The sequence below is a fragment of the Streptomyces humi genome (assembly GCF_001005085.2).
Lineage (GTDB): Bacteria > Actinomycetota > Actinomycetes > Streptomycetales > Streptomycetaceae > Streptomyces > Streptomyces humi.
This window is the reverse complement of sequence record NZ_LBMU02000041.1, coordinates 60,615-72,609: the sequence shown is the minus strand read 5'-3', so window position 1 is coordinate 72,609 and position 11,995 is coordinate 60,615. Positions and strand designations below refer to the sequence as shown.

General features: G+C 71.9%; 15 protein-coding genes. 7 read left to right on the top strand and 8 right to left on the bottom strand.

The features are described from left to right. Positions 1–26: 26 nt before the first annotated feature. Entirely contained in the window at positions 27–617 is a 591-nt protein-coding gene (locus AAW13_RS19690; RefSeq protein ID WP_046731169.1) for an N-acetylmuramoyl-L-alanine amidase, read from the bottom strand. Between the two features lie 310 nt (positions 618–927). On the opposite strand from AAW13_RS19690, the gene AAW13_RS19685 reads away from it, so the two are divergent. The 3 genes from AAW13_RS19685 to AAW13_RS19670 all read left to right on the top strand — a co-directional run bounded on the left by AAW13_RS19685 (position 928) and on the right by AAW13_RS19670 (position 4,395). After that, positions 928–2,334, top strand: coding sequence for a family 2B encapsulin nanocompartment shell protein (locus tag AAW13_RS19685; protein WP_046731170.1), 1,407 nt, complete (start codon positions 928–930; stop codon positions 2,332–2,334). A gap of 113 nt (positions 2,335–2,447) precedes the next feature. Then, positions 2,448–3,548 carry a family 2 encapsulin nanocompartment cargo protein polyprenyl transferase gene (locus tag AAW13_RS19680; RefSeq protein ID WP_071659609.1) on the top strand — a complete coding sequence of 367 codons (1,101 nt, stop codon included), beginning with the start codon at positions 2,448–2,450 and terminating at the stop codon, positions 3,546–3,548. 514 nt (positions 3,549–4,062) lie between these two features. Beyond that, entirely contained in the window at positions 4,063–4,395 is a 333-nt protein-coding gene (locus tag AAW13_RS19670; protein ID WP_046731171.1) for a DUF952 domain-containing protein, read from the top strand. Here AAW13_RS19670 and AAW13_RS19665 read toward each other — a convergent pair. The 6 genes from AAW13_RS19665 to AAW13_RS19640 form a co-directional block, all read right to left on the bottom strand. Continuing rightward, the gene (locus AAW13_RS19665) at positions 4,361–5,128 is read right to left on the bottom strand and encodes a VOC family protein (RefSeq protein ID WP_046731172.1); all 768 of its coding nucleotides are present in this window, start codon (positions 5,126–5,128) and stop codon (positions 4,361–4,363) included. The two genes, AAW13_RS19670 and AAW13_RS19665, sit on opposite strands and share 35 nt — an antisense overlap. Before the next feature lie 19 nt (positions 5,129–5,147). Beyond that, complete coding sequence (locus tag AAW13_RS19660) at positions 5,148–5,564, bottom strand: VOC family protein (RefSeq protein ID WP_046731173.1); 417 nt, start codon at positions 5,562–5,564, stop codon at positions 5,148–5,150. 37 nt (positions 5,565–5,601) lie between these two features. Further along, the gene (locus AAW13_RS19655; protein WP_046731174.1) at positions 5,602–6,069 is read right to left on the bottom strand and encodes a Clp protease N-terminal domain-containing protein; all 468 of its coding nucleotides are present in this window, start codon (positions 6,067–6,069) and stop codon (positions 5,602–5,604) included. Further along, on the bottom strand, positions 6,047–7,378 hold the full coding sequence (locus tag AAW13_RS19650; protein WP_052768620.1) for a caspase, EACC1-associated type: 1,332 nt from the start codon (positions 7,376–7,378) through the stop codon (positions 6,047–6,049). Before AAW13_RS19650 ends, AAW13_RS19655 begins: the two co-directional genes overlap by 23 nt. A 1-nt stretch (position 7,379) precedes the next feature. Then, positions 7,380–7,748, bottom strand: coding sequence for an effector-associated constant component EACC1 (locus AAW13_RS19645; RefSeq protein WP_079178867.1), 369 nt, complete (start codon positions 7,746–7,748; stop codon positions 7,380–7,382). 130 nt (positions 7,749–7,878) lie between these two features. Further along, the gene (locus AAW13_RS19640) at positions 7,879–8,277 is read right to left on the bottom strand and encodes a helix-turn-helix transcriptional regulator (protein ID WP_046731175.1); all 399 of its coding nucleotides are present in this window, start codon (positions 8,275–8,277) and stop codon (positions 7,879–7,881) included. A 106-nt stretch (positions 8,278–8,383) separates the two neighbouring features. On the opposite strand from AAW13_RS19640, the gene AAW13_RS19635 reads away from it, so the two are divergent. From AAW13_RS19635 to AAW13_RS19620, 4 genes are all read left to right on the top strand, one after another. After that, positions 8,384–9,538, top strand: coding sequence for an inorganic phosphate transporter (locus AAW13_RS19635; protein WP_046731176.1), 1,155 nt, complete (start codon positions 8,384–8,386; stop codon positions 9,536–9,538). Positions 9,539–9,552: 14 nt separating this feature from the next. Next, on the top strand, positions 9,553–9,783 hold the full coding sequence (locus AAW13_RS19630; RefSeq protein WP_046731177.1) for a hypothetical protein: 231 nt from the start codon (positions 9,553–9,555) through the stop codon (positions 9,781–9,783). Positions 9,784–9,822: 39 nt separating this feature from the next. Beyond that, entirely contained in the window at positions 9,823–10,737 is a 915-nt protein-coding gene (gene ppk2, locus AAW13_RS19625) for a polyphosphate kinase 2 (protein WP_206306241.1), read from the top strand. Positions 10,738–10,871: 134 nt separating this feature from the next. Then, entirely contained in the window at positions 10,872–11,360 is a 489-nt protein-coding gene (locus tag AAW13_RS19620; protein WP_046731178.1) for a GNAT family N-acetyltransferase, read from the top strand. Between the two features lie 143 nt (positions 11,361–11,503). Here the strand turns inward: AAW13_RS19620 and sodN are convergent, their stop codons facing one another. Beyond that, positions 11,504–11,899: a superoxide dismutase, Ni gene (gene sodN, locus AAW13_RS19615; protein WP_020136639.1), complete on the bottom strand. Its 396-nt coding sequence runs from the start codon at positions 11,897–11,899 to the stop codon at positions 11,504–11,506. Positions 11,900–11,995 lie beyond the last annotated feature (96 nt).

The window sequence follows — 11,995 nt, the reverse complement described above, 5'->3', positions numbered from 1 at the left end:
CGGACGCCCGGTCGGCGGCCCGGGGGTCACTTCAGGCGGTCCCGGACGCGGTCGCGCAGCCAGGCCATCGAGAAGCCGCGCGGGTCCACCTTCCCCGGCTGCCACTCCAGGTGCCCGATCACCGACCGTTCCGACCACCCGTGCCGTCGGCACACCGCCGCGGCCACCCTCTCGATCGCCGTCAGCTGGGCCTGTGGCCAGGGATCCTCGCCGTCGCCGAGGTTCTCGCACTCGAAGCCGTAGAAATGCCGGTTGCCGTCGGTGTTCGCCTCGTTCTCCGGGGGCAGCGCCTTCTCGGCGATCACGGCCCGCAGGACGTCGTCGTCGCCGAGGCCCGCGTGGTTGACGCGGCCGTACCCGACCAGGTGGACCGTGCCGTCCTTGGTGATGACGCCGTGGCACAGCGGACCGGGCAGGCCGGGGCGGCCGTAGCGGCAGAGCCGGACGGCGCGGTCGGCGCCGTGGGTCGCGGTGTGGTGGATCATCACGCCGTGGACGGGGCCCCAGGGGCCCTTGTGGTTCCGGTTGTGTTCCCGCCAGTCGCCGACCTCGACGACGGTGACGCCCTCGTCCCGCAACGCGTCGAGGAGGGCGCCCGCGGACATGGGTGGGGCCATGACCGGCTCCTTCGTTTTCGTGGTGAGTGCGATGAAATCCATGAACTGATGGATTTTCGACATAAGTCCGCTTTCCCTGCCAGGGGGTCCGGGCTTGTTCGGATCACGTGCGAGCCGATCCGGACGAGCCGGGCAAGTCGCTGCGCCGCAGGGCAAGGGGGGCGTGAGGCGTCGTCATGCCCAGTAGTCCGATGATCTATTCCCGCTCTTTCGGGTAATGGCACGAACACGCTCGGTGATGACAGGGTTGCCCGTGAGACCGATGCGCGGGCAGTTCGGCGTCTGCGCAGGTATGGGAGGGCATTTCCTTATGTCGGTAGGCGAAGAGGTCCGCACGGATCAGGGCAAGCCGCAGCAGTCTCTGGACACGGCGGCAGCGCGGAACCTGGCCACCACGACCAAGTCCGCGCCACAGATGCAGGAGATCAGCTCCCGCTGGTTGCTGCGGTCACTGCCCTGGGTCGACGTGCAGGGCGGCACGTACCGGGTGAACCGGCGGCTCACCTACACGGTGGGGGACGGCCGTATCACCTTCCTGAAGACCGGCGACCGTGTCGAGGTCATCCCGGCGGAGCTGGGTGAACTCCCCATCCTGCGGGCGTACGAGGACCAGGAGGTACTGGGGGAGCTGGCCCAGCGCTGCCGGCAGCGGGACTTCGCCCCGGGCGAGGTCATCGCCTCGTTCGGCAACCAGGCGGACGAGGTGCACCTGCTCGCCCACGGCCGGGTGGAGAAGGTCGGCACCGGCCCGTACGGCGACGACGCGGTGCTGGGCGTCCTCGCCGACGGCGGCTACTTCGGCGAGCACGGTCTGCTCGACTCGGACGCCATCTGGGACTACACCGCCCGCGCGGACACGGCCTGCACCGTGCTGACCCTGTCCCGGCAGGACTTCGAGCAGGTCGCCGAGCGCGCCGACACGCTGCGCGAGCACCTTCAGCAGCTGCGCGCGATCCCCGAGCAGCGCACCAACAAGTACGGCGAGAAGGAGGTCGCCCTCGCGGCCGGCCACAGCGGCGAGCCCGACATCCCGCACACCTTCGTCGACTACGAGGCCCGTCCGCGCGAGTACGAACTGAGCATCGCCCAGACCGTGCTCCGCATCCACACCCGGGTCGCCGACCTCTACAACCAGCCGATGAACCAGACCGAGCACCAGTTGCGGCTCACCGTCGAGGCGTTGAAGGAACGCCAGGAGCACGAACTCATCAACAACCGGGAGTTCGGCCTGCTCAGCAACTGCCAGTACGACCAGCGGCTACAGCCGCACGACGGCGTGCCCAGCCCGGACGACATGGACGAACTGCTCAGCCGCCGACGGGGCACCAAGCTCTTCCTCGCCCACCCGCGCGCCATCTCGGCCTTCGGACGCGAGCTCAACAAGCGCGGACTGGTCCCGGAGACCGTCGAGATCGGCGGCAACCGCATCCCGACCTGGCGCGGGGTCCCGATCTACCCGTGCAACAAGATCCCGGTCACCGAGGCCAGGACCACCTCGATCATCGCCATGCGTACCGGCGAGTCGGAGCAGGGCGTCATCGGGCTGCGGCAGTCCGGTATCCCCGACGAGATCGAGCCGAGCCTGTCGGTCCGCTTCATGGGCATCAACGAGCAGGCCGTCATCAACTACCTGGTCACCGCCTACTACTCGGCGGCCGTCCTGGTCCCGGACGCCCTCGGAGTGCTGGAGAACGTCGAGATCGGCCGGTGGAGGTGACGTTTCCGCACTTGGCGGCCGTGTCCCCGCCCTCCGGGGCGGGTACACCCTCGGGGTACGTGCCGAGCCGGGGCGGAGACGCCACGGTCCGCGCACTCCGCGAGGGGGAGGCCATGACCGAGTTCGTGACGGAGAGGCAGCACCCTGCCACGGCGGTGCCGCCGGGCAGGACCGAGACGCTCGACGGGGCCGAGGCGGCGGCCATACTGGAGCGGGCCCGGGGGTCCGTCGACCCCGAACTGCGCGCGGCCGTCGAGTCGTTGCCCGGTTCCATGCGGCGGATCGCGCGCTACCACTTCGGCTGGGAGCACGTGGACGGCACCCCCGCGGTGGGCAGCGCAGGCAAGGCCATCCGGCCCGCGCTGGTCCTCGCCGCCGCCGAAGCGCTCGGCGGCCCGCGGGCCCGCGCGTCCGCCGTACGGGCCGCGGCCGCCGTGGAGCTGGTGCACAACTTCACCCTGCTGCACGACGACGTCATGGACCGGGACACCTCCCGCAGGCACCGGCCCACCGTCTGGACCGTGTTCGGTGACTCCGACGCGATCCTCGCCGGGGACGCGCTCCAGGCACTGGCCCTCAGGCTGCTCGCCGAGGACCCGCACCCGGCGTCCGGGCCGGCCGCCGCCCGCCTCGCGCAGTGCGTCCTCGAACTGTGCGCCGGGCAGCACGCGGACACGGCCATGGAGAACAGGGCGCCCCACGAGGTCACCCTCGACGAGGTGCTCGACATGGCCGAGGCCAAGACCGGGGCGCTGCTCGGCTGCGCCTGCGCCCTGGGCGCCCTCTACGCCGGGGCGGACGAGGAGGAGGTCGGGGCGCTCGACGGCTTCGGCCGGCAGGCCGGACTCGCCTTCCAGCTGATCGACGACGTCATCGGGATATGGGGCGACCCTCGGCGCACCGGCAAGCCGGCCGGTGCCGACCTGGCCGCCCGCAAGAAGTCCCTGCCGGTCGTCGCGGCCCTCACCTCCGGCAGTCCGGCCGCCGGTGAACTCGCCGAGCTGTACGCCACACCTCATGTGCGGGCCGACGCCGACGAGATCGCGCGTACCGCGCTGGCCGTGGAGCGGGCGGGCGGCCGGGACTGGGCGCAGGCCGAGGCGGCCGACCGGATGGCCCGGGCGATGCAGGAACTCACCCGTGCCGTGCCCGACCCCGAGCCGGCCGGTGGCCTGCTCGCGCTCGCCGAGTTCGTGACCCGGCGCAGCAGATGAAGACCCCGGAGTCCCCGGGCCCGCGCGGCTCCTGACCCCGCACGGATCCCCGGGGACTCCGGTCCGACGGGTCCCGCACATCCCCACGGCGTGCGGGGCCCGCCGTCTCCCCGTGCCGGACCGTCCCGAGGCGCCGCGCCCGGTACCCGCCTACGCTGAGGACATGGACGGCCGGAAGCAGGTCTGTCCCGTCTGCGGGCAGGCCGTGGAGAGTGTCGTGCGGCGGCACAAGACGCTGGGCGCCTGGGTGCCGGTCTGGGGTCCCGGGGCCTGCCGCAATCCGGAATGCGGCGAGTACGCCGGATCCGGCGCCCCGAAGCGGTCCCCCGCGCGGTCCCGGCCGCAGCGCTCCGAGCAGCCGGACCCCGGCCCGCCACGGTCTCCGCAGGCCCCGCGGTCTCCCCAGACCCCACGGTCTTCGCAGGCGCGGTCTCCGCAGGCCCCGCCGTCCCCGGGTCCGGAGCGCAGGCCGCCGGAGGCCCCACGGGGAGAGCCGACGCCGTAGCGTGAGCGCATGACCGGACTGCCGAACATCCTGCACATCACCGAGAACTCCCGGTGGGAGGAGGCCCGCGCACGCGGCACCTACGAGATCTCCACCCGTGGCCGCACCCTCCAGGAGGAGGGCTTCATCCACTGCTCGACCGAGGACCAGCTCCCCCAGGTCGCGGCGTTCCTGTACGGGTCCTACGACGGACCGGACGAACTGGTGGTGCTGGTCGTGGACCCGGCGCGGGTCGGTGTACCGGTGAAGTGGGAGGCGGTGAAGCCGGGTGGCGAGGAGTTCCCGCACGTGTACGGTCCGATCCCGGTCACGGCCGTGGTGGATGTGCGGCCCTGGCGGTGACGGCAGGGAGGCCACCGGTCTCCGGGTCCCGGCCGGTCAGGCAGTAGACGCCGCCCGCCGGGTCCCGCAGCACCGTCCAGTGCCGGCCGTCGGCCACATGCAGGGCACCCAGTTCCTCGTGCCGGGCCCGGGTCGCGGCGATGTCCGCGCAGGCCAGGTCCAGGTGGGCGGCGGCGGGCTGTTCGGCGGCCAGCCGCTGGAGCAGGATCCGCAGGGGCAGCCCGGCCGGTGGCCTGAGCACCCGGAACTCCGGCAGCGAGCCGGTCAGCAGCTCCCAGCCGGTCAGCTCCGCCCAGAACACGGTCTCGGCCTCGTACGCGGACGGCGGGATGTCCAGGCTGACCTGGTCGAGCCGGCTGCCCGCCACCACCGGCGGCCGTACCGACTCGCCGTGCCAGGGCACCGCGCACCACAACAGCCCGGCGGGCGACCGCAGTACGGCCCAGCCCTCGTGCTCGGCGACCGGCTCCGCCCCCAGTTCCCGGGCCCGCCGCACCAGGCCAGCCACATCCTCGGCGCACAGGTCCAGGTGGGCGCCGCCGAGGCCGTCGCCGACGCCCTGGACCTTGACGCAGGCGTCCGCGGCGGCGACCGGCAGCAGGGTCGTGAACTCGCCGTCGGTGCCGCGCGGCGCGGACAGCCGGGTGTCCGTGACGGCCGTCCAGAAGGCCTGGGCGGCACCGAGGCGGTCGGCGGGGCGGTCGGCGAAGGCGTACGTCCAGCGGATGGTCATGGACGGGATCGTAGGGGCACTACGTGTCGCGGCGTTCGGTGAAGCGCAGCAGGTTGCCCGCCGGGTCCCGGAACGCGCAGTCGCGTACGCCCCAGTGCTGGTCCATCGGCTCCTGGATGACGTCCCCGCCGTACTCCCGCACCCGTTCGTACAGCGCGTCGCAGTCGGTGGTGGAGAAGATCACTCCGCGCAGCATGCCCTTGGCGAGCAGTTCGGCCATGGCCTGCCGGTCGGCGGGGGAGGCGTCGGGGTTGGCGCCGGGCGGCTCCAGCACGATCTCCACGCCCGGCTGCTGCGGCGAGCCGACGGTCACCCACCGCATCCCCTCGAACTCCACGTCGTTGTGGACCTCCAGGCCGAGGACGTCAAGGTAGAAGGCCAGCGCCTTGTCGTGGTCGTCGACGGCGATGAAACACTGCGCGAGTTTTACGTCCATGGGCTCAGGCTAGGCGCAGCCGGGCCGGGACGGCGGGTCAGCTCATGGCCCAGACGTAGGGATCGTGGGCGGGGCGGGGAGCGGGTGGGGCGTCGGCGGAGACGAAGGGAGCCTGCCGAGGGCCGGCGCGGTGGGCCGCGAGGACGTCCATGACCACGGTGTCCGCGGCCGACAGCAGGGCGAGCAGGAGGTGGAGCGGTTCCACACGGCGTTGGCCGAGCCGGTCGGCCTCCTGCGGCGCCCGCGCCAGCAGGGCACCGGTCGCACCGCTGAGCGGCAGGTGGTCGCCCGGTTCCACGGTGCCCCGGCCGAGGGCGTCGATCACCCCGCCGCGCAGCGCCTCGGCGGGCGCGCCCAGCACCCGTACCGTCTCCGCCCCGTCCAGGTCGAGCAGTGCCAGCAGGACGTGTCCCGGCTCGACGTACCAGTGCCGCAGCTCCCGGGCCCGCGCACCGGCGGCGTCGACGACGTCCAGCGCCCGGTCACCGAACCTCTCGTACCCCATCGCCCGCCTCCGTCAGGTCCGCCAGGTCCGTCCGTGCCCTGCGGGTGTGCGGATGCTCCGCCCCCAGCACCCGCTCCCGTACCGTCACCACCTCGCGCAGCAGGGTCCGTGCCTCCTCCTCGGCGCCGCTCAGAGCCAGGTTGCGGGCCAGCAGATGCCGGGTCCGCAGGGTGTGCGGGTGGTCCGGGCCGAGGACCCGGCCCCGGTCGGTGAGGAGCACCCGGAGCATCCCGGCCGCCTCCTCGCGGTGCCCGGCCTCGCCGAGGTTGACGGCGAGGAACTGGCGGGTGCGCAGGGTGTCCTCGTGGTCGGGGCCGAGCAGGCGCAGCTGGTCGCCGAGGAGCGGGCGCAGCAGCTCGGCGGCCTCGGCGGGGCCGCCCGCGCCGCCCAGGCTGTGCGCGTGGGACTGACGGCCGCGCAGGGTGTCGGGGTGCTCGGCGCCCAGCAGCCTGGTCTGTGCCTCGACGGTCTCCCGGAGCTGCTCGGCGGCCCCCGCCCAGTCCCCGGCCTTGCCCTGCGCGACGGCGTGCTCGTGCCGTCCCCGCAGCTCGGGCGGAGCGGTCGCGGCGAACGCCCGGTTGGTGCCGAGGGCGACGGAGTGGGCGGTGCCGGCGCTCCGGTTGAGCGGGGTGGGCAGGCCCTCGGCGGCCATGACGGCCCGCAGCCGGCGGTACAGGTCCTCGACCGTGAGCAACTCGGGTCCGCCGGGGATCCCGTCGCGCAGCAGCCGTATCAACCGGCCGGAGAACGCCGTGTGTTCCTCGCCGGGCAGGGCGAGGGCGACCTGGTCGCGCTGGGCGGAGGTGAGGACGTAGCTGCCGGCCACCTCCAGCTGGCCGAGCCGCTCGGCCGTGCCGCCGCCGAGCGAGTCGCCGAGGGCCCGGCCGGAGAAGCAGCAGTCGAGGACGACCACCTTGGCGGCGGCGGGGGAGTCCAGCACGGCGTCGCGGAGTTTGTCGTACTCCAGCGAGTTGAACTCGGGTGCCGCCCAGCGGCTGTCGGGGAGCGCCAGGTACAGCGAGTGGCGGCGGCCGGCGACCAGGCCGTGCCCGGCGTAGTGGACCAGCAGCAGGTCCTCGGCGTCGGCGACGGCCGAGCGCAGCCGGTCGCCGACCGTGCGCAGGTCGCCGTCGTCGAGCAGGACCGTGCAGTGGCTCTCGGGGACGATTCCGTGACCGGGGTCGGTGAGCAGCTCGCGCAGGTCGGTGACGGTCCGCGCGACGGCCGGCAGGCCGGGCAGGGCCGGGTCGGAGTAGCGGCTCGCGCCGATCAGGACGATCCGGGAGCGCCCGCGGTCGGGGAGGCGCACGTCACGCCCGCGGATCCTGGTGCTCGTCCAGGGCCTGCCGCAGCAGCCGGGCCAGGTCCTCGCCGTCGACCCGTCTGGCGTCGATCTCGATCGCCGGGCCGTGCTCGCGTCTGATGCTCAGCTTCACGTCGCTGCGGCGCGGCTGGGTGATCCAGGCACGCAGGCAGGACGCGAGCACGGTGAGCGGACCGCCCGCGCCCAGCAGCACGGACACCGTGTCGAGAGGGACGCCCAGGTGCCCCTCGACCGGTGCGCCGCCGACCGGCCGGACCCGGCCGGTCAGCGCCGGCTCGCCCCTGAGCCAGTCGGTCAGGGACTCGGCGTGCCGGACCGGATCGGGACTCAGCACGGAGATGAATGCGGTTGCCACGGCTCCCCCGGGTGCTCTGACAGACCTTGTCGGGCAACTGATACGACGATGACCGTCAGTGTACGGCGGGAGAGCGCGGAGTGACCGGGGCTGTGGACGAACCGTGACCGGGGCCGTGGACGAACCGCGGTCAGTACGGCCGGCGGCGGGGCCGGGTGAACGTACGGGCCACGCAGGACGGGATCACCGTGCTCTCCTCGTGGTCCCGCGCCCGGTACGCGCTCGGTGTCTCGCCGACCAGTTCGGTGAACCGGGAGCTGAAGGACCCCAGGGACGTACAGCCGACCGCCATGCACACCTCCGTCACGGTGAGGTCGCCGCGCCGCAGCAGCGCCTTGGCCCGCTCGACCCGCCGGGTCATCAGATAGCTGTACGGCGTCTCCCCGAAGGCCTTGCGGAAACTGCGCTGGAAGTGGCCGGCCGACATGAGGGCGGTGCGCGCCAGTTCCGCCATGTCGAGGGGTTCGGCGAACTCGCGGTCCATGCGGTCGCGCGCCCGGCGCAGCCGCCGCAGGTCCTCCAGGGTCATCGCCCCAGCATGGCACGCACATTCGCCACACGGACCGGGTTTGTTCTTGGACGTTCGTTTCCCTTCAGTTCTCGCGTAATTGGCCATCGCTTGTTTGCATTAAGGAATGGACCACATCACGTTCCTCGTGGCGGTCGTGATCGTCACAGCGCTTGCTTTCGACTTCACCAACGGCTTCCACGACACGGCGAACGCGATGGCCACCTCCATCGCGACCGGTGCCCTCAAACCGAAGACGGCGGTTCTGATCAGTGGTGCCCTCAACCTGGTGGGAGCCTTCCTCTCCACCGAGGTCGCCAAGACGATCTCCGGCGGCATCGTGAACGACGCCAAGGTGACGCCGGGCATGATCTTCGCGGGACTCGTGGGAGCGATCCTGTGGAATCTGCTGACCTGGCTGGTGGGTCTGCCGTCCAGTTCCTCGCACGCCCTGTTCGGCGGGCTGATCGGCGCGGTGTGGGTCGGTGCCGGTTCCGGGGCCGTGAACTTCGACAAGGTGGTCGAGAAGATCATCATCCCCGCCTTCGCCTCCCCGGTGGTCGCCGGCGTGGCCGCGCTGATCGCGACGTACTGCGCCTACAAGCTCACCGCCCGCGGCCGTGCGGGCTCCGTGACCAAGGGCTTCCGGCTCGGGCAGATCGGCTCGGCCTCGCTGGTCTCGCTCGCGCACGGCACCAACGACGCCCAGAAGACCATGGGCATCATCACCCTGACCCTGATATCCGTCGGCGCGCTGCCGGACGGGGCCGGCCCGCCGGTCTGGGTCATCACCACCGCCGGTCTCGCCATCGGTCTCGGCACCTACATCGGCGGCTGGCGGATCATCCGCACCATGGGCAAGGGCCTGACCGAGATCCAGTCCCCGCAGGGCTTCGCGGCGGAGACCGCCTCCACGGCCGTCATCCTGACCTCGGCCCACATGGGTTTCGCCCTGTCCACCACCCAGGTCGCCTCCGGCTCCATCCTCGGCGCGGGCCTCGGCCGGCGGCTGGCGGAGGTCCGCTGGGGTGTCGCGGGCCGCATGGTCGCCGCCTGGGTGATCACACTGCCCTGCGCGGCACTGGTCGGCGGCATCTCCGCGTACGCCGTCAAGCACGGCGGCAACTTCGGCACGGTCGTGGTCGCACTGGTCGGCGCGGCGCTCGCGGCCGGCATCGTCCTGCTGTCGCGGCGCAACCCGATCGACGCGAAGAACGTCAACGACGGCCACCAGGTCGCCATCCGCACCGAACCGCCGTCCCACGTCGGCACCGCCGCCTGAATCCGGGAGTTCCCATGAGCATCGACTGGACCTCACTCGGGCAGGTCACCGCGGTGAGCATCGGAGTTACATTCGCAGTGGTGGTCGTCTTCGCCTTCGGCGTCCTCGGCCTCTCCCGCTACGAGGGCGCAAAGGAGCAGGGCGGCACCAGCACCGCCGGCATCGCCCAGGCCGGGCTGTGCTTCCTCGCCTGCGCGGCGGTGGTGGCGTACGGCATCTACCTGATCGTGCCGCAGTTCCACTGACCCCGACCCCCGACCCCCCGACTCGCTGAGGAGGACTGGATGACGACGCCGGACCTGCTGTCCGACCTGGCCGATCTGGCCGACCTGAAGGTCGACTACAGCGACCCGGACGACCCCGTACTCATCCGCCCGGACGGTTCCCCGATCGACACCTGGCGGGAGAACTACCCGTACGCCCAGCGCATGGAGCGCAAGGAGTACGAGTGGCACAAGCGGCTGCAACAGATCGAACTGCTGAAACTGCAAAGCTGGATCAAGGAGACCGGGCGCCGGATCGTCATCGTCTTCGAGGGACGCGACGCGGCCGGCAAGGGCGGCACCATCAAGCGCTTCACGGAGCACCTGAACCCCCGTGGCGCGCGCGTCGTGGCGCTGGAGAAGCCCACCGAGCGCGAGAGCGGGCAGTGGTACTTCCAGCGGTACGTCCAGTACCTCCCCACCGCGGGCGAGATCGTGATGTTCGACCGGTCCTGGTACAACCGGGCCGGTGTCGAGCGGGTCATGGGCTTCTGCTCGGACGACCAGTACCGCCGCTTCATGCGCCAGGCGCCGCTGTTCGAGCGGATGCTGGTGGACGACGGGGTGGACCTGGTGAAGTTCTGGTTCTCGGTCTCGCAGGGCGAGCAGCGGACCCGCTTCACCATCCGCCAGGTCGACCCGGTACGGCAGTGGAAGCTCAGCCCGATGGACCTGGCCTCGCTGGACCGCTGGGACGACTACACGGCCGCGAAGGTCGAGATGTTCCGGGAGACGGACACCGAGTACGCGCCCTGGACCGTGGTGAAGAGCAACGACAAGAAGCGGGCCCGGGTCGAGGCCATGCGCAGTGTGCTGGCCCGCTTCGACTACGCCGACAAGGACGAGGAGGTCGTCGGCAGCCCCGACCCCCGGATCGTGGGCGCGGCGGCCGGCCTCCTGGAGGCCGGTGAGGACGACCGGGACGGCATGCGCTAGCACCGGGAGCGCGGAGGGCAGGGACGGCGTGCGCCGACGCCGGCAGCGCGGAGGGCCGGCCGGGCCCCGGCCGGCCCTTTCGCATGGCGGAACGCGGTGGACACGCCTCGGCGCGACCACCGAGGATCGGCCGCATGATCCGAGCCGCCACCGAGGACGACATCGCCGCGATCCGCGCGATGATCCGTGAACTCGCCGCCTACGAACGGGCCGTCGAACAGGCCCGGGCCACCGAGGAGCAGCTCCGCGAGGCGCTGTTCGGCCCCCACCCCGCGGCCCACGCGCTGATCGCCGAGGACGACACCACGGGCGAGGCGGTGGGCTACGCCCTGTGGTTCCCGCGCTTCTCCACCTGGACCGGCACCCGCGGCATGCACCTGGAGGACCTGTACGTACGACCGCAGGCGCGCGGTGGCGGCCATGGCAGGGCCCTGCTCGCCGCCCTCGCCGCGCTCTGTCTGCGCAGCGGGTTCGAGCGCTTTGAGTGGTGGGTGCTGGACTGGAACGAACCGGCGATCGGCTTCTACAAGTCGCTCGGCGCGGACTTCCTGGACGAGTGGCGCGTCTGCCGCCTCACCGGCGACGGCCTGAGCGCGCTGGCGTCCGCGGCGGACGCCCCGTAGCCGGGAGAACGCGGGGAGGACGCGGGGAGAGGCCGGGAGGGGCCGGGAAAAAGACCGCACCCGAACCCCCGGTACGCCGTGGACGGCGGGCCGACGGGCCGGGTGCGGCAGGACCAGACCTTCGCAACCGAAAAGGCGCGGGGTCAGGCCTTCTTGGTCTCCCAGAAGATCTTGTCGATCTGGGCGATGTAGTCCAGGGCCTTCTGGCCGGTGGCCGGGTCCGTGGAGGCCTTGGCCGCGGAGAGGGCCTTCAGGGTGTCGTTCACGAGCTGGTGCAGCTCGGGGTACTTCTCGAAGTGCGGGGGCTTGAAGTAGTCGCTCCACAGCACCGAGACGTGGTGCTTGGCGAGCTCGGCACGCTGCTCCTTGATGACGGTGGCGCGCGCCTGGAAGTGCGGGTCGTCGTTGGCGGCCATCTTCTCCTGCACGGCCTTCACCGACTCCGCCTCGATGCGGGCCTGGGCCGGGTCGTACACACCGCAGGGCAGGTCGCAGTGTGCGCTGACCTTGACCTTGGGGGCAAACAGGCGGGAAAGCATGGAGCATTCCTTCCTCGTGATCGTCTTCTCAGGTGGGACATTACTCCCTGGGAAGCGTGATTTCGCGAGTGCCCCCATGGGCTTAGGACAAAAGTC